This window comes from Kitasatospora sp. GAS204B (assembly GCF_029892155.1).
GTDB lineage: Bacteria > Actinomycetota > Actinomycetes > Streptomycetales > Streptomycetaceae > Kitasatospora.
Map to the genome: position 1 here is coordinate 1 of NZ_JARZAG010000051.1, position 15,965 is coordinate 15,965.

Below are 15,965 nucleotides of genomic sequence, written 5' to 3' on the forward strand. Positions count from 1 at the left end.
CACAAACTCCACGCCTACGCCCGCTACCACCAGTACACGCCCCAGCCCCCCGGCCCCCGCGCCAACCGCACCCCCACCCGCGGCACGGCTGCCGTACCGGCCTGGCGCCACCGCTACCCCGCCTACCCCCGCCTCCTGCTCGTCTTCACCAACGCCGAACCCACCCGCCTCCACCGACGCATCGCCGACCTACGCAGCCTCGCCCACACCGACCCACTCCTGACCACCACACCCATCCGCACCGGCGCCACCACCCTCCACCAACTACACGAACACGGCCCCTTCACACGCGTCTTCACCCCCATCCTCAGCCCCGCCGACCCAGTCGACGCCTGGCTACACACGCAGGCACCCACCACCTCGACCTGACCGCGACTCCAGACAGCCCCCGAGCCATAGGCGACCTTGGCGGGCGCTCCCCCGGAGCTGAGCACCACACTGGACAAATCGGTGGCCACGAAGTCCGCCGGAAAGACGACCCGACGACCCGCGGCGACAAGGCGCGCCGACTCAGCGGCGGGTACGACGCAGCCCCGAAGCCGAGAGGCTCCGGGGCTGCGAGGGCCGTTCGAGGAGCGGTCGTTATGTGACCGTGTCGCCTGCCGGCCCGGCGCCGCGGCACGTCACCCGAGCAAGCGATCGTCATTGATGTCGACAGTGACGGTGCCCGGCGGATAGTCGTCTTCCCTCGCGGTGAGGATCAAATGCATCGCTCCCCGGGAACCGGTCGGTAGCGCCGCATACAGGGCATGGGCGGTGTCCTGGCTCCCGATGCCGTCACGCACGATCGTGGCCACGGTGACCGCAGCCATCGAGTCAAGAGGCTCAACCTCGACCGCCGGCAGCGACAGCACGTGCAGACCTGCGCCCTCATCCTCCGCTGCCAGTAGGCACAGCACCGGCACAACCAGATGAGTGAACGGCGAGGCGTTGGCCTTGTCTACGAGGAGCTGCAGCCCGCGATGACCTTTCGAGAGAGCCCTGACCGCGCCTGAGTCAAGGACGATCACGCCGCGCGGCCCTTCTTGATGCTGGCTACGGACTTCTCGGCGGCGATCTCGTAGACACGGCTGAGGACGTCCGGCGCGCTGTCGAACTCCTCATCGGTCACCGCGCAGTTCATGTGCTCACGCATGACGCGGCGACCCTCGATCACGCGGGCGGCGAGCTGCTCGGCGGTGGGCTGCTGCTCGGCAAGGGCGGTGACCAGGCCGCCGATGGTCATCCCCCGTTCCTTCGCTAGAGCAGCGAGGTGATCACGGGTGGTATCGGGGACTTTGATCGTGGAATCGCCCATGCCAGCAGAGTAGCGCAGCGGTAGAGGAAAGTAGAAAGCTCGATAGGGCCTTCAGCCGGACGTGAGGGTGACTGTGCTGAGCAGGACGTTACTCTGAGGGCCGGGTTCCTCTTCGCCTTGGGCGCCGGTCCCACCCCGCCCGCTTCGAGCGCGGCATTGAGGACTCGGCAGTTCTCCGGCTCTACAGCGACGACCTTCACGCCACCGTGTTCGGCGGCAATGGCCATTCCAGCGAACCGTCCACTCCGCCACGGCGACCAGCACGGAGTCCAGGCCCGGGACCTGACGGGTAACCTCGCCCGCCTGACCGTCCGCCTCCAGCTCGCCGACCCCACACCAGTCTTCGACCTGGCCCACCGCCCCGGTCGACGGACGGCACGAAGACTCGCCGCCCTCTGCTGACGCATCCGCCAGCTCGCGGACGAGGCCCTGACGACTGCCCCAGACTCAACTCACATGGCAGAAGTGGACTGCATCCCACACAAACCATCGTTCGGAGAACTGATCTGATCGGATGTGAACTGTGCTCGAGGTCGCTCGCCCACGTCGTCGGTCATCCGCACGATCACGTGGTAAGTTCCGTGATCCAAACAGAAAATAGGCGACCCCGGCGGTGGTGGAACACCCCGGGGTCCGGCTTCAGGAGCTGAAACTCCCGATGCGTGTACATCGTAGCGCCCACGCGCGTAACTTCACCGTGCTGCCCAATAGCATGCTCCAGTGGCGGCGGCTGAGCTACACCGCCCGCGGCCTGCTCGCGGACCTCCTCTCACGGCCCGACGGCTGGCGCGAGGACGGTCGACACATGGCCGACACCAGCCCCCAAGGCCGGGCGGCGATCCGCAAGGCCCTGAAGGAACTGACCGACGCCGGCTTCTACCGGGTCGAGAAGATCCGCATGCCCGACGGAACGATCCGCAGCGAAGCCCACGTCTACGACACCCCGCAGCTCTCGGTGCCGGGTGTCCCCCATCCGGCCCCCGGTAAGGCGACGACCGGCGCAGCTGACGCCCCTCCTGTAAAGAGCCGGTACCAAGAACCCACCCTCCCCGCCGAGCAGGCCGACCAGCCGTCGGCCGGCATCGAGGCGGCGAACGCGCCCAACGGGCGGGAGGAAAGCCACGATCTCGTCCAACAGCCGCAGGTGGCGCCGGACAAGCAACTCCGCGAGGCGGTAGCGACCCTGTTCCGGGTGATCCGACCGGAGCCGCGCCTGCGCCTGGGCGAGGCCGAGGCGCTCGGACTGGCACCGCTGGTCGCCCAGTGGCTGGAGCGCGGCAGCACTCCTGGAGACCTGGCCCAGGCCCTGCTGCTCGGCCTTCCCACAACGGTGCAATCCGCGACAGCGGTCCTCGGGTACCGTCTGCAGCACAAGATGCCGCCCGCCCACGCCCCTGAGCAGCCCGCAGCAGCCCGATACGCCGAGTGCGGCAAGTGCCACGACCCCGTGCCACAACCAGGCATCTGCAGAGCCTGCGCCGGCCTCGGCACACCGACCATCGCGGTTGGCGGCGGAGCTCCAGCAACTTCTGCGGGCGCCACACGTGCTCGCACCGCCCTGCTGGCCGCCAAGACGGCGCTGCCCAGCGCTCCCCCCAAGTTGGCGGCTATCAGTTGAGGCCACCGGGGCTCCCACCGCAGCGCCGTGGGAGGCGCCGAACTTCCGGATACGAACGGCCGAACAGGCCGGCGCAGCCCAAGGATCCCCCCGCGCACGGCACGATGAAGCGCGCTGGATCCGGAGGCTGGAGGCCGCCGCCGAGTAGCCGTCGACGCTGAGGATCACCGCGCTGGAAGCCCTGGCTCGCCGGAAGGTGACCGTGCATTGCTGGTCCAGGCCCTGGTGGACGCGGCGGTCCTGAAGCTCGGAGCGAACCCGGTCCGCCTGCGCGACGCCGTGCGGACGCAGACCGGCCCAGGCGACGGGACTCCAAAGCGCCGACCCGCTGACCGCGCCGGCCTACGGCCTGATCTGACACCGCCCGCACCGCACGACCCCAGGGTGACCGAAGGCTGCGAACACAGCTACCGGTCCCCAACAGGGCGCACCATAACCGCACTTGGGGAGGAGGTGTGACCGTCCAGAGCATCCCGACCGGCCTGCTACTGCCGGTGGTAACACCGCAGGCCCGGCCCGTGTCGCTGGCCCGGCCGCTGGCGAGCGTGACGCACTTTCCCTTCCCCGGGCCGCTACGGTCCGAGGGGATGCTCACCTTGATCGCTGACCGGAGGCGCGGGCGCGAGTCCGCCCTGGATGGCACACGGCTACGGATCCCGTGCCGAAGACGATGACGACACACCACGTTCAGTGGTCAGCGGCGAGCACATGCGCCGATGCCCGGGGCGCACGACCTACGCGGGCCTACCCTCCCGCAGCCGGTGCCGCCGCAGCTATGGTGGCGGGCATGACGTACCGCGTGCAGTACACCGTAGAGGCCAGGGCGACGATCGACGCTCTGCCGGCTGATCGCCGCGACCTGCTGGAGCGTGCGCTCGGTGTGCTGGCCCGCGACCCCTACCACAAGACGGCCACCGCACCGATCGGCTCGGACGAACACCTGCGGAAGGCCTACGCAGCGCCGGGTGTGGTGGTCGAGTTCATGGTCGCCGACCACGTCCTGGTCGTCGTCGTGCTCCAGGTCTTCGACGAGCTCCAGTTCCTCATCGACCAGAGCGACGCACGCTGACCCACCAATCCCCCTCCCCCACCGGCATGGTGCTCCAATCCGCACCAGGGGAACCGACGGCTCACAGAAGCGGCCTCCCGCATGGGGCCGAGCACTGAGCACCGGTCGCATGCCGGACCGCTCACGGCCCACTGGGAGGTGGAGAGGCCGGAAGACCGGCCGCCAGCCATCGACCCGCCGACCGATGCCACCGGCAGCACCGTGAAAGCCACCCTGCTGCCCCGTGGTGATCTACCCCGATCGGCAGCAGCGATGACGAAGCGCCCGGCCCTCTCGTGGGGTGAAGTCCATCCAGCTCACCACCAACGGCCGTCCGTTGTTCCCCGGGGCCAGACGCACGGGTCTGCTTCGGGGGTCGTCTCGTGGAGCGAGGCGACGACCTGCGTCCAGGCCCTGCCGGAGACCCGCCGCTGACCGCCGTGGCGCCCTCCAGGGCGGTGACCGCCTCCGTACCGGGACGGGCCGTGCCTGGCTGGCGAGTCGCTGGACTGATGACCGGGCGGCTCCTCCGTCGTCGCGGCGGGTCCGCTCCGCACCAGAGTCACCGGCAGGCCCTCCGCCAAGCCGTCGGTCTCCCTGACGATGTCTGGCGGCGGGCCCGCGGCTGGGCCTTGTGGAAGTCACTGGTCACCATCGCCGCACTCCCCGGCCCGGAGTCCGATGGTTTCCACGGCCGCGTCCTGGCCGAGGTCCTCAGCGATCCGGTCGCGCCGTGACTCACGGCTGCCCGGCCCACGCTGGGAATTGGGGCTGCGTGGCGTGACAGGGCCGACCTGCGGAAACGGAAGCGAGCGCCGGTGTTGCTGTCACTCTTTGATGCGCTGTGATCGGGGTACCCGTGAGCTGGTAGGGAGGCTGCCCAAGGGCAGCTGATCTCGTGCACATTGACGCCTTTGTGGGCAGATATGCCGTGTTCATCCCTTAAGTCGAGCTTATTTATGCGGGCTTTTGTCACGCCGATGAAACTATGCCCGGTATGGATCTTCTCGACGGTGGCTCAGTGGTTCTGCGTCGCGCGACGCCCGGTGACGCACCTGACTTCCGCGCTGCCTTGGAGCGCGATGAGGTGGCTCGGTGGTGGACGAGGAACGGGTGGCTGGATGTCGAGGGGGATCTCGCCCGGCTGGACCACCGGCACCTCGCGATCGTGGCCGACGGCGCGATGGTGGGAATGATCCAGTGGTGGGAGGAGGACTCGCCGGTCTGCCCCTACGCCACGATCGACATGTTCCTCCACCCCGACTATCACCGCCACGGGTACGGAAGCGACGCCCTGCGCACCCTGGTCGATTGGCTGCTCGGCCCCGCTGGACACCACCGGGTGACGATCGACCCCGCCACCGACAATACCGCCGCCATCAGCTGCTACGAGAAGGTCGGCTTCCGACGTGTCGGTGTACTCCGTCAGTACGGGAAGGACGACGCCGGACAATGGCGCGACGCGCTCCTGCTCGACCTCCTTGCCGACGACCTCGCGGGCGATCGAGAGGGCGGACATGGTGACTGTTGAGATCCGCCCCATCGCTCCTGACGAGGCGTTGGATTTCCTGCGCATCGTGCCGGCCTACGCGGGAACACCCAGTTGGGAGCCGGAACCCGCGGCGTGGCATTCGGGCGTCGGCGTCGCGCCCCCGTTCGGCGCACCCGCCGGCCATGACGAACTGGTCGCGGCCGCCGCCGAGTTGCGCGACGTGGACCGCACCCGGGCCGCGTTCGTCGACGGCAGGCTGGTCGGCACCTCCCAGATGCTCTCGCTGCAGGTCACCGTCCCCGGCACCGGACCGGTGCCAATGGGCGGGGTGACCGCTGTCGGCGTGCTGCCGACCCACCGGCGCCGGGGACTGCTGCGCGCCATGATGCGCGCGCTGCTGGACGACTGCCGCCAGCGGGGCGAGGCGCTGGCCACCCTGAGCGCGGCCGAGGGCGGCATCTACGGCCGGTACGGCTTCGGCCCGGCCACCTACCAAGCCCGCTGGGAGCTCGACACCAGCAAGGCCGAGCCGACCCGTCCACGGGAGGCTCGGGGGCGTATCGAGCTGGTGGACGCGCGGATGGCCAAGGCCGTGTGGCCGGTGCTGCACGACCGGGTCCGCGCAACCCGGATCGGCGAGGTCAGCGCCCACCACGGACTATGGGACGAGAAAGCCGACGGGGACCGCCAGTTCGTCCTTCACTACAACGACGCCGGTACCGTCGACGGTGCGGCCAACTACCGCACGCCCTGGTCCCCGGACCCGGCCACCGCTGGCACCGTCGAGGTCGACTGGCTGGAGGCGACGTCGGATACCGCCTACACCGACCTGTGGTCCTTCCTGACCAGCCTGGACCTGACCAAGCGCGTGATCGCAGGCAAGCGGCCGGTCGACGAGGCGTTCCGCTGGCAGCTCACCGACCCGCGCGCCCTACGCGTCACCCGGCAGAGCGACGACCTGTGGGTCCGCCTGGTCGACGTGCCCGCGGCCCTGGCGAACCGCACCTACCAGGTGGAAGGATCCATGGTCATCGAGGTCTCCGACTCCTTCTGCCCGTGGAACCAGGGCCGTTGGCGGCTGGACGGCGGCCCGAGCGGCGCCCACTGCGAGCGCGCGCCCGCCGGCGACGGGGCCGACCTGTCGCTCGACGCGTCGACTCTCGGCTCCATCTACCTGGGCGGAACCCCGATCGGCCCGATCGCCGCCGCCGGCCTCGTCCACGAGCACACCACTGGAGCTATCGACCGGGCCACCGTCATGCTCACCCACCCCCAGGCTCCCCACAACGCCATCGGTTTCTGACCCGCCGGCGGAAACGGGGACGACAACATTGCCGTGCCGCCGAGCATCGGTAGCCCGAGACAGCGAACACGACCGCCTGGAGTGGCACCTGATGCACCAGCAGCAGCACCCGACTACTGGCACCCTGCCCGCCGATCCGGACGAGCGGGCAGCAGGCGCGCTGAATTTCGAGGAGGCCGGCCGGTGACCGCCGAGCTGTTCCCCTCGACGCTGCCCGTCGTCACCACGCTCGGTGGGACCGAATCGGGCCGGGCGTGGCTGGCCCGGCTACCGGCCATCGTGGCGGACCTGCGGTCACGATGGTCACTGCGCCTGGAGGCGCCGTTCCACGGCGGAAGCTGCTCCTGGGTCGCACCCGCACACCTGCCCGATGGGACGCCGGTCGTGCTGAAGGTGAGCTGGCCGCACCGGGAGGCCGCCGGCGAGGCCGAGGCCCTACGGCTGTGGGACGGCAACGGCGCGGTGTACATCCTGCGGGACGATCGCGAACACCAGGCGCTCCTGCTGGAACGGTGTGACCCGGGCCATCCGCTGGGCACGGCCCACGATCTCGCCGCCCAGCGGCGCCTGCTGCTGGGCACCGAGATCCTGCGCGAGCTGTGGCAGACACCGGTCCCTGCGCAGACCTGTCTGGAACAGCTCGGCGACGTCACCGCCGAGTGGGCCGACCTGGCACAAGAGCGCATGGATCGGCTGCGGCCGGGCTTCGATCCCAGCCTGGTGGCGCACGGCATCCGGCTGCTGCGCGAGCTCCCCGCCACGGCCACCCGGGAGGTCGTCGTGCACGGCGACTTCAACTCGGGCAACGTGGTCGCCGCCTCCCGCAGGCCCTGGCTGGCCATCGACGCCAAGCCCATGATCGGCGACCCGGGCTACGACCCGTGGCCGCTGCTGGAGGAGATCGACGACCCGTTCGCACATGCCGACCCGCACCGCGTGCTCGCCGACCGCTTCGCGCTGGTGGCCGACGCGACCGGCGAGGACGCCGGACGGCTCCAGGCCTGGGGCATCGCCCGCCGTGTAGAGACGGCACTGTCGGTGCTCGCGGAAGGGGACATGCCCGGCGCGGCAGGCGTGATACGGGAGGCCCGGGTGCTGGCCGACCTGCTCGGTGCATGACCGACCACCCGGCGGGCCCGACACCACGGGCCCGCCCCGACCAGAAACGGTTTCGTTCATGAGCCGGTACATCCTCACCGGTACACCGGGCGCGGGTAAGACGTCGATCCTGCGGGGTCTGGCCGAGCTCGGCTATGACGTCGTCGAGGAGGCGGCGACCGCGGTCATCGCACGGGCACAGGCACGGGGCGAGGACCAACCGTGGACACGCGCGTCCTTCGTCGATGAGATCGTCGCCCTGCAACGACAGCGGCAGGAGCAGGCGTCCACCGCGACCGGTGGCATTCAGGTGTTCGATCGCTCGCCAGTCTGTGTCCATGCGCTGGCCCGTTACAGCGGTCGGCTGGTTTCCCGGGCGCTGGCCGCTGAACTGGAGCGGATCACCGGCGAGGGGATCTACGAGCGGCAGGTGTTCTTCGTCCGCAATCTGGGGTTCTGCGAACCCACCGCTGCCCGCCGGATCAGCTTCCAGGACTCCCTGCGGTTCGAGCGGATCCACGAGGACAGCTACCGCGCGTTCGGCTACGAGCTGATCGACGTCCCCGCCGACTACCTGGACCAGCGCATCACTACGGTAAGCGCGGCGATCTCGCGACTCGCCCCGTGGACGACACCGCGACACTGATGTGATGGATCAACTTGAGCAGACCGTCGGGCTCGTCCGCGACATCGTGGGGCCGGAGCTCCTGGGGACGTATCTCCACGGCTCCGCCGTGCTCGGGGGCCTCGCCCCGGCCAGCGACCTGGACGTCCTGGCCGTCACACGGCGCAGTCTCGACGACTGGGAGCGGCGGGCGCTTGTCGAGGGCTTGCTGGAGATCTCCAGCCTCACGCCCACTGTCCGACCGGTTGAACTCACCCTCGTCGTCCAGTCCGAGGTCCGCCCCTGGCGGTTCCCGCCGACCGGAGACTTCCTCTACGGCGAGTGGCTGCGCGACGAATTCCAGACAGGCGGGTCTCCGCGACCCGGACCGATGCCAGACCTGGCTGTGGTCCTCACCGTGGTCCTTGCAGGCAACCACCCCTTGACCGGGCCTCCTCCCGCCGAACTCCTGGACCCGGTGCCGCACGCCGACCTCGTCCAGGCGAGCGTTGATGCAATCCCCGAACTCCTGACCGACCTGGACGACGACACCCGCAACGTCCTGCTGACCCTCGCCCGCATTTGGACCACTCTCGCCACGGGCGAGATCACAACCAAGGACGTCGCCGCCGACTGGGCCATCGCCCACCTACCCCCGGAGCACCACCCCGTCCTGGAGCACGCTCGAAACCTCTACCTCAGCTGCCACTATCAGGACGAGGCCTGGAGCGAGGGGCTGAAGGCCCAGCTGCGCCCGTATGTGGACGACGTGGTCACTCACATCGACCACCTGCGCCAACAGGCGTGAACTGCACCCCGGATGCTCACTCGCTCATCGTTGGCGAATGGCACGCTGAGCCACGACGGCAGACATGGACATATCGGGTTGCTGAGCCAGCGCCCGGTCACGTGGGATGGACACCATGGACGTCTTGGTCACAGGTCAGCGTGGGATGGTCGGCACCGCAGCGGTGAGGATGCTGTACGAACACGGGGGCAGCGTCACCGGGTTCGACCTGGCCGACGGGCAGGATGTGCGGGACACCACCTCTTTGATCGTGGCTGCACGCGGGGTGGACCACCCCCGGTGCACCAACTCCCGTGAGAGCGCCCGGAACACGGGCTTTCCACCGCGGGAATGTCGCTACCTGCAGGTCCACGTCCGCACCGAGCAGCAACACCCGTATGGAAGGCTCGCTACGCGGTCCGCTCCGGAGTGGAGGGCACCATCAACGAGTTCGCCCACGGACACGGCATGCGCCACTGCCGCTACCGAGGACAGCCCAAAGCCCACCTGCAACACGTACTCACGGCCATCGCCGTGAACATCGAACGACTCAGCAGCCGGTCAGAGGCCGAGAAATCCTCTCCACCGAGACCGCCGACCGCCTTCCAGGACTTCCTGGACCTGCAGGCGATTCCCCAATCGAAGTCCTGGCGCACCCTCGGCACCTGACCTCGACCATCCAAGATCCCCGACAGAGTCCCACCGCTAGCGCAGGGCTGGCGCAGTACGTGCGCTCATGCAGTGGTAATAGCCGCTGCGCGTTGGGCCAGTTCTCGGGCACCGGGGATGCCTCGGCGGACGTAGAGCCCCAGCGCTGAGCGCATCGTGTCCAGCTCCTTGCGGTTGGGCCGGGAGGCGACGCCGTCCATGAGGTCCACGCTCTCGCGCCACAAGCCAACGGCTTCCTCGTGCCGGTTCTGGGCGGTGGCTGCTTTGGCGATGTTCGCGAGGGTGAGGCCGCGAACGCGGTGGTAGGTGCCCGGGACGCGCCCTTGCAGCGCCGTTCGGTAGTGCCGCTCCGCGGCTGCATGGTCCGCCATCTCGGTCAGTGTCCGGCCGGTGTGGGAGGCGATAACCGCAGCGACCGGTCCGGCTGCGGCGACATAGCTGGGAATGCTGTCGGTTCCGGTGAGAAGCGCGTCCTGTGCAGCGAGGATCAGGGCAGCGGCGGTAGGTCCGTTGCCACACGCAGCGTGGGCTCGGGCCGCAGTGATCAGGAGCAAGGATCCGGTTCGACGGTCTACTTGGCCGCAGGGCGCGTGTCAGCGCTTCGGTGGCGAGCTCAACGGACCCGGCGGGTTTCGAGGTTCGGTATACGGATCGCGGTATCGACCGATCCTCGCGGCTCTCGAAGCGGATATCTTGGCCCCGAGCGCAGGCCAGCCAAAATCAGTAAACTGCGGAAGTGGAATCACGAGAAGAAGGAATCTCATGGAATGGCTTTTCGAGAATCAGCGGACTGGGCTTAGGGTCCACTTTGCAGACGATGGAAAATCCAAAATTTCAATCACTTCCGTCGATGGTCAGGGAAATGCTACTGGAGCTGTCGAAGGGGAAATGTCATACGGATTCGATTCTGCAGGGCGCAGATCCCTTGGCCTCATAGAAGTCAACCCTAAAGAGGCTCGAGGATTGGGCATCGGCTCTGCCGCAATGTGGGTCCTAGCGCAATCGGCCACCGAGCAGGGAGGGATAAATGGAGCATCGGGCGATACCATATCCCTCGTAAACGCCGATCCGAAGGTGAGGCCGTGGTACGGGAAGCTCGGATTTTCTCCCGACCCGGAGGGGGTGCAGAATGTTGCTTCCGAGGTCGAGAAACTCAGCGAGGAGCATGGCGATTCGATAGCGAATCATATCGCCAAAACATTCTTGATTCCGCAGGTTATGATGATAGCCGAAACTCGATATGTCTTGCAGAATTCAGCCGAGATCTGGTCCAAGGCTTGGAACGTAATCGGAAACTCTGTCACCGGAGGTCTCACCGCCTCAACTGAGCCCGTGGCGCCGAGGGAGAGGTTGAGTGCAACCAGGCTGGGCGACCCAGCTCCCGTCGTGCAACAAGGCGCCCCGTCGAACCCCAATGGGCTACCGTCCGGTGAGCGGCCGCGTCAGCGCCCCCTGCCGCCTCCCCCGGCTACTCGGAGGGGGCCTCTCCAGCACTGAGGTTTTCTCGTGCGCCCAGCAGACTGGAGGTTGATGGCAGCACCATTGCGTTAGGCCTGTGACCTGCGGTGCAACCCGTTCAGCGTCGGGGGCGGGCGGCGATTTGAGTCCTGAGACCGTGTGTCTGAACCTGTAATGCCAGGTCAGGTGCTTCAGGCGAGTAGTTCGGTTTCGGGTGCCGTTCGAATCGGCGTCACGGTGACGGTGATCCGAACGGCACCCGAAACCCTTGGGCGGGACTCGTCCTGGCCGCTGGGCGAAGAGAGTGGACTTCAGCGCAGGACTTGCTCCAGAAGGTCGCGGTTGCGCATCATCCAGGCCGCCGAGCGCAGTCGCCAGGTGATTCCCCATAGCGCTTCGGCATCCGTGTTCTCAGGAGTGATGCCAGCCTGGCGCGCCTGGTCGGCGGCGTCTTGTACGGCCACTTCGATGGCGGTGTCGAGGAAGCCCCGGCGCTGGTGGGCGGACAGGCCGTAGCCGTCGACGATCGCACGCAGCTGGCGGGCACGGGTGCCGGCCGGTGGCAGGCCGACGCGCTCAGCCACGTCGTCGTCGTGCAGTTGCGCGTTGAGCCAGCACAGCTGGGCCAGCTCGACCAGGGGATCCACCGGGCCGCAGTACTCCCAGTCGATCAACGCCACGGGCCGGCCGTGCCGGGCGACGATGTTCCACGGCCCGGTGTCGCAGTGGCCGATGACACGCGCCGCACCGCCGAGGGAGCGTCCGTGCCAGGGCCGCCACACGACTGCCTCGGGCGGGCGGAACGAGGCAGTGGCGTCGTGCAGGTCCCGCAGGAGTGTCCCCAGGTCGTGCGCGGCTTCGTCCTCCCACGGACCGGGGTGGACGAAGCCGCCTTCCACGAACGTCACGCTCTCCCGGCCCGATGCGTCGAACCCCGTCCCCACCACCCGCGGCGCGCCCGCGAAGCCGACGGCCTCGAGATGCCTCAGCAGCGCCTGCATCGATCCCGACCATGGGGAGGCCTCGCGCAGGACGACGTCACCGCGCCGGCTGACCACCGCCCCGCCGCCGCCCGTCAGTAGAATTTCGTCGGGGTCAGGAGCAGGAACCGGGTTCGTCACGAATCCTCCGAGGCAGAGAGCACAGTCCTCCCGATGCTGCCCGAAGTGCCCTGATTTCGCACGCGCTTTCGCATCGTCTCGGATTCCGGCCTACACGGCGAGTGCGACCACGGGCTGTGCCGGAGCTCCGGCGGTGCGGGCCAGATGCCGACGCATCGGCGTGATCGCGCTCCATTGCAGGTGGGCCTCGGCGTGGGCGGGGAGTCTCTCGTAGTCGCGGCAGTTGCGGCGGGCCCGCATGAACCACGCCGACTGCGTTCCACGACCCACCTGCGGGGCAGGACGATGAAGCCCTGGGCATCGGGCGGCCGTCTGACGATCTTGAGAGTGATGCGGAGGTGCTTTCTCTGCCCAGTCGACGAGTTCGCCGGCGTAGGCGGAGTCGGCCCAGACGATGGTGATTTCCGGATGGGCGGCGCGCAGGCGGGCCAGGAGCCGGCGGCCGCCCTCGCGGTCGGACACGTCGGCCGGGGTGACCAGCAGATCCACCAGCAGGCCGCCCAGGTCCACGGCCAGATGCCGCTTCCTTCCAGTGATCTTCTTCGCCGGACCGTAGCCGCTCGTCGCCCGGGGCACTGTGTCGGCGGCCTTTACCGACTGGCTGTCGACGACCAGGGCCACCGGCTGGGGGCTGCGGCCCGTGCGTGACCGGATCCGCTGCCGCAGCAGGTCGATGATCCTGGGCAGGGTGCCGTCCTTGGCCCAGCGGGCGAAGGACCCGAACACGGTCCGCCACGGGGGCGGGAAATCCGCCGGCAGGGATCGTCACTTCGCGCCGTTGTCGACGATGTACAAGATCGCATCCACGATCTCGCGCCGCGGGTGGGCCTCGGGGCGACCGCCGAGGGAAGTACGGCAGGCCGGGACGGGCAGCAGGGGCTCCAGCAGGCCCACTCGGCGTCGGTGGTGTCCGAGCGGTAGCGGCGCTCTCGCATCCGGACGCCACCTCCTTCGGCCGAGTCGGGATCAGGATGATCAATCAGCGGCTTCGGCCCTCGCGGGCCAGGATGTGCAGGGACGCCCGGACTCCGCCGAGCTGTTGCAGGACCAGCTGGACGTACTCGTCGTCGGGGAACAGGGCAGCGTGCGGGGACACGGTCGCGCTGATCAGCCGGATGATGCGGGTGAGCTCGGTGTGGCTACGTCAGTGACAACTGACTCCAGTGGTAGGTCAGTTCTGACTCCGCTCAGGGGCGTCCGGGGCAAGATCTGAATGTGGGAAGTGACTCCACTGTCACGGCTACGAGTGGTGCCCAGGGGCGAGAACGAACCCGATCTCGACGGCCTCAGGGTAGTGGCGGCTCCTCCAAAGACCCAGGAGCTGCTGGTGGAAGCTCCGGCTTCAGCCATTCACTACGCAGAGTTACTTCGAGGCTGCAATAGCCGACTTTGTCATCCGGTACCAGACAGGCCGGGTGAGGGGCCCCGGACTGCCAGCCGGTGCTACTGCCTGTGCTTGGAGCGCGTCATCCACGGCTTGCCGAGGTCGATGTAAACGTGACCGGTGACAGGCTCATCGGCGTGTATCCGCCGCTTGACCAGACAGATGGAGGTGGCCGTGGGCGGCGGCGAGTAGACATTCCGACTCAGGATGTTCAGGAGCTTGGCGTCTTGGCCTGGTGGGCGATGATGGCGGCCTGGACGCGGTTGGCGGCGTTCAGTTTGGCCATGATCTGGCTGACGTGGGCTTTGACGGTCGCTTCGCTGAGGTGGAGCGAAAGGGCTATCTGCGCGTTGGACTGGGCCTCAGCGAGGGCAGCCAGTACCTCGCGCTCCCTGGGGGTGAGCGCGGCCAGCTTGCGTTGGGCGTGCAGTCTGCTGTCGGCACCCTGGTTGAAGTGGCTGATCATACGTCTGGTGATGCTGGGAGCGAGGACGGCGTTGCCGTCAGCGACGGTGTGGACCGCGGCGGTCAGATCGCGCGGCGGGGTGTCTTTTAGGAGGAAGCCCGCCGCCCCGTTCCGCAGCGCGGTGTAGATGTGCTCATCGCGGTTGAAGGCGGTTAACACCAGTACCTGCGGGGCGTCCTGCCACCTGCTGATCTCCTCGGTGGCTGTCAGACCGTCCGTTCCGGGCATCCGGATGTCCATGAGGACCACGTCGGGGCGCAGGGTGCGTGCCTGGTTGACGGCTTCGGCTCCGTTCCTTGCTTCGGCTACCACTTCGATGTTGGGGTCGGAGGTGAGGATCGCGCGTAGGCCGGCTCGGACGAGGGACTCATCGTCGGCTATCAGGACTTTGATCATTATCGGCCCTTCAGGGCTTGGGGGTCGTTGGTGGCTGGAAGAGTGGCGGTGAGGAGGAAACCGCCGTCCTGATCGGGGCCCGTGCTCAGGGTGCCGCCGAGGACTGTGACTCGTTCGCGCAGCCCGACCAGTCCGTGTCCGCTGCGGGGGAAGCGCGTGGCTGGCGGTGTGTCGGAGGGTGTGTTGCGCACGCTGACGTGCAGTTGAGAGCCGCCGTAGCGTAGCTCTACGGTCGCGCTGGCGGCGGGGGCGTGCTTGTGGATGTTTGTCAGGGCTTCCTGAACGATCCGGTAGGCGGTCCGCTCCACGACGGTAGGCAGGTCGATGGGGGTGCCCTTGATGACGAGTCGGATCTCGGTGCCTGCCAGGCGGGAGGACTGGATAAGGTCGTCTAGCTGCTCCAGCGTTGGCTGTGGCGCAAGGGCGGTGTCCTCTGAGGCGTGCAGGAGCCCGAGGACCGTGCGCAGTTCGCTCAGTGCCAGGTGGCCGGTCTCCCTGATCAACGCGGCCCTCTCGAGTACGGCAGGCTCGGCGGCGGATACTTCCAGTGCTCCGGCATGGATCACCATGAGGCTCACCCGGTGTGTCAGCACGTCGTGCATCTCGCCTGCTATGCGGGACCGCTCGGTGAGACGCGCTGCCGCGGCCTCGAGCGCCCCTGACTGTCTGGCCTGGTCCAACTGTTGGCGCAGGCTGGCCAGCAGGCCGCGCCGAGCCGATACCCACAGACCGATGGCCAGCGGAAGGGCACCACACGAAACCGTCAGGAGTGCCGAATTGACCAGCGGACCGTGCGCAACCATCACATAGGTCGCGCCCGCCAGCGCGGCTGCGACGAGGGGCGCAGCGCGCCGACGTGAATCCGGGAACCGAAGGCCCAGGCTGTAGATGGCTAGAGCGAACACGGCCGGATTCCCGAGCAAGTACCAGCACGCGCAGCCGGCCGTGACGGCCGGGAGCGGGTACCGGCGGCGGAGTACGGTCGCCACAGCGCACAGGCCCAGCAGTAGGTACGGCGCTGGCGGGAAGATCCGGATAGTCCTGTCGTAGCTGCCCAGATCGAGAGCGACATCGACGAGTTGGAATACGAGCGTCGCCAGCCCGAGTGCTGTGAGGAGCCCCTCGCCGATCCTTGTTCCCTTGGTATCGCTGGGGGAGGTGTCGCGGATCCGGGCGTTCATGAATTCCAGAGTACGGGAGCGTTGCGCGGGTGATCGTGAGCGT

Annotated in this window: 14 protein-coding genes and 2 pseudogenes; 9 read left to right on the top strand and 7 right to left on the bottom strand. The window is 68.1% G+C overall.

Going from position 1 to position 15,965, the window contains the following annotated elements; translation table 11 throughout:
- Nucleotides 1–369, top strand: a pseudogene (locus P3T41_RS35890) (hypothetical protein); the annotation flags it as partial.
- A 254-nt stretch (nucleotides 370–623) separates the two neighbouring features.
- On the opposite strand, the gene P3T41_RS35895 reads toward P3T41_RS35890, so the two are convergent.
- Nucleotides 624–1,010: a hypothetical protein gene (locus P3T41_RS35895; protein WP_280694855.1), complete on the bottom strand. Its 387-nt coding sequence runs from the start codon at nucleotides 1,008–1,010 to the stop codon at nucleotides 624–626.
- Nucleotides 1,007–1,297, bottom strand: a complete 291-nt coding sequence (locus tag P3T41_RS35900; RefSeq protein WP_280694856.1) for a hypothetical protein — start codon at nucleotides 1,295–1,297, stop codon at nucleotides 1,007–1,009. The genes P3T41_RS35895 and P3T41_RS35900 overlap by 4 nt, the downstream gene beginning before the upstream one ends.
- A gap of 658 nt (nucleotides 1,298–1,955) precedes the next feature.
- Here P3T41_RS35900 and P3T41_RS35910 point away from each other — a divergent pair.
- The 8 genes from P3T41_RS35910 to P3T41_RS35945 all read left to right on the top strand — a co-directional run bounded on the left by P3T41_RS35910 (nucleotide 1,956) and on the right by P3T41_RS35945 (nucleotide 9,916).
- On the top strand, nucleotides 1,956–2,915 hold the full coding sequence (locus P3T41_RS35910) for a hypothetical protein (protein WP_280694857.1): 960 nt from the start codon (nucleotides 1,956–1,958) through the stop codon (nucleotides 2,913–2,915).
- 787 nt (nucleotides 2,916–3,702) lie between these two features.
- On the top strand, nucleotides 3,703–3,984 hold the full coding sequence (locus tag P3T41_RS35915) for a hypothetical protein (protein ID WP_280694858.1): 282 nt from the start codon (nucleotides 3,703–3,705) through the stop codon (nucleotides 3,982–3,984).
- Between the two features lie 976 nt (nucleotides 3,985–4,960).
- Nucleotides 4,961–5,494 (top strand): GNAT family protein, encoded by a 534-nt coding sequence (locus P3T41_RS35920; protein ID WP_280694859.1) that lies wholly within the window; start codon nucleotides 4,961–4,963, stop codon nucleotides 5,492–5,494.
- Nucleotides 5,481–6,758 (top strand): GNAT family N-acetyltransferase, encoded by a 1,278-nt coding sequence (locus tag P3T41_RS35925; RefSeq protein WP_280694860.1) that lies wholly within the window; start codon nucleotides 5,481–5,483, stop codon nucleotides 6,756–6,758. Before P3T41_RS35920 ends, P3T41_RS35925 begins: the two co-directional genes overlap by 14 nt.
- A 183-nt stretch (nucleotides 6,759–6,941) precedes the next feature.
- Nucleotides 6,942–7,877: an aminoglycoside phosphotransferase family protein gene (locus P3T41_RS35930; RefSeq protein WP_280694861.1), complete on the top strand. Its 936-nt coding sequence runs from the start codon at nucleotides 6,942–6,944 to the stop codon at nucleotides 7,875–7,877.
- A 58-nt stretch (nucleotides 7,878–7,935) separates the two neighbouring features.
- A complete protein-coding gene (locus P3T41_RS35935; protein ID WP_280694862.1) occupies nucleotides 7,936–8,502 on the top strand; it encodes an AAA family ATPase in 567 nt (188 codons plus the stop codon).
- Between the two features lie 4 nt (nucleotides 8,503–8,506).
- A complete protein-coding gene (locus P3T41_RS35940; RefSeq protein WP_280694863.1) occupies nucleotides 8,507–9,268 on the top strand; it encodes an aminoglycoside adenylyltransferase family protein in 762 nt (253 codons plus the stop codon).
- 408 nt (nucleotides 9,269–9,676) lie between these two features.
- Entirely contained in the window at nucleotides 9,677–9,916 is a 240-nt protein-coding gene (locus P3T41_RS35945) for a transposase (protein ID WP_280694864.1), read from the top strand.
- Nucleotides 9,917–9,981: 65 nt separating this feature from the next.
- Here P3T41_RS35945 and P3T41_RS35950 read toward each other — a convergent pair whose 3' ends face one another.
- The 5 genes and pseudogenes from P3T41_RS35950 to P3T41_RS35970 all read right to left on the bottom strand — a co-directional run bounded on the left by P3T41_RS35950 (nucleotide 9,982) and on the right by P3T41_RS35970 (nucleotide 15,922).
- Nucleotides 9,982–10,470, bottom strand: coding sequence for a tetratricopeptide repeat protein (locus P3T41_RS35950; RefSeq protein WP_280694865.1), 489 nt, complete (start codon nucleotides 10,468–10,470; stop codon nucleotides 9,982–9,984).
- A gap of 1,215 nt (nucleotides 10,471–11,685) precedes the next feature.
- Nucleotides 11,686–12,495 carry a phosphotransferase gene (locus P3T41_RS35955; protein ID WP_280694866.1) on the bottom strand — a complete coding sequence of 270 codons (810 nt, stop codon included), beginning with the start codon at nucleotides 12,493–12,495 and terminating at the stop codon, nucleotides 11,686–11,688.
- 90 nt (nucleotides 12,496–12,585) lie between these two features.
- A pseudogene (locus P3T41_RS35960) lies at nucleotides 12,586–13,430 on the bottom strand (IS5 family transposase).
- Nucleotides 13,431–14,090: 660 nt separating this feature from the next.
- Entirely contained in the window at nucleotides 14,091–14,741 is a 651-nt protein-coding gene (locus P3T41_RS35965; protein ID WP_280694867.1) for a response regulator transcription factor, read from the bottom strand.
- Nucleotides 14,741–15,922, bottom strand: coding sequence for a histidine kinase (locus P3T41_RS35970; protein WP_280694868.1), 1,182 nt, complete (start codon nucleotides 15,920–15,922; stop codon nucleotides 14,741–14,743). The genes P3T41_RS35965 and P3T41_RS35970 overlap by 1 nt, the downstream gene beginning before the upstream one ends.
- Nucleotides 15,923–15,965 lie beyond the last annotated feature (43 nt).

Excerpts from the sequence above, each read along its gene's own strand:
- P3T41_RS35915 (WP_280694858.1), top strand. The coding sequence starts at position 3,703 with ATGACGTACCGCGTGCAGTACACCGTAGAGGCCAGGGCGACGATCGAC.
- P3T41_RS35910 (WP_280694857.1), top strand. The coding sequence starts at position 1,956 with ATGCGTGTACATCGTAGCGCCCACGCGCGTAACTTCACCGTGCTGCCC.
- P3T41_RS35925 (WP_280694860.1), top strand. The coding sequence starts at position 5,481 with ATGGTGACTGTTGAGATCCGCCCCATCGCTCCTGACGAGGCGTTGGAT.
- P3T41_RS35970 (WP_280694868.1), bottom strand. The coding sequence starts at position 15,922 with ATGAACGCCCGGATCCGCGACACCTCCCCCAGCGATACCAAGGGAACA.
- P3T41_RS35965 (WP_280694867.1), bottom strand. The coding sequence starts at position 14,741 with ATGATCAAAGTCCTGATAGCCGACGATGAGTCCCTCGTCCGAGCCGGC.
- P3T41_RS35900 (WP_280694856.1), bottom strand. The coding sequence starts at position 1,297 with ATGGGCGATTCCACGATCAAAGTCCCCGATACCACCCGTGATCACCTC.
- P3T41_RS35920 (WP_280694859.1), top strand. The coding sequence starts at position 4,961 with ATGGATCTTCTCGACGGTGGCTCAGTGGTTCTGCGTCGCGCGACGCCC.
- P3T41_RS35940 (WP_280694863.1), top strand. The coding sequence starts at position 8,507 with ATGGATCAACTTGAGCAGACCGTCGGGCTCGTCCGCGACATCGTGGGG.
- P3T41_RS35935 (WP_280694862.1), top strand. The coding sequence starts at position 7,936 with ATGAGCCGGTACATCCTCACCGGTACACCGGGCGCGGGTAAGACGTCG.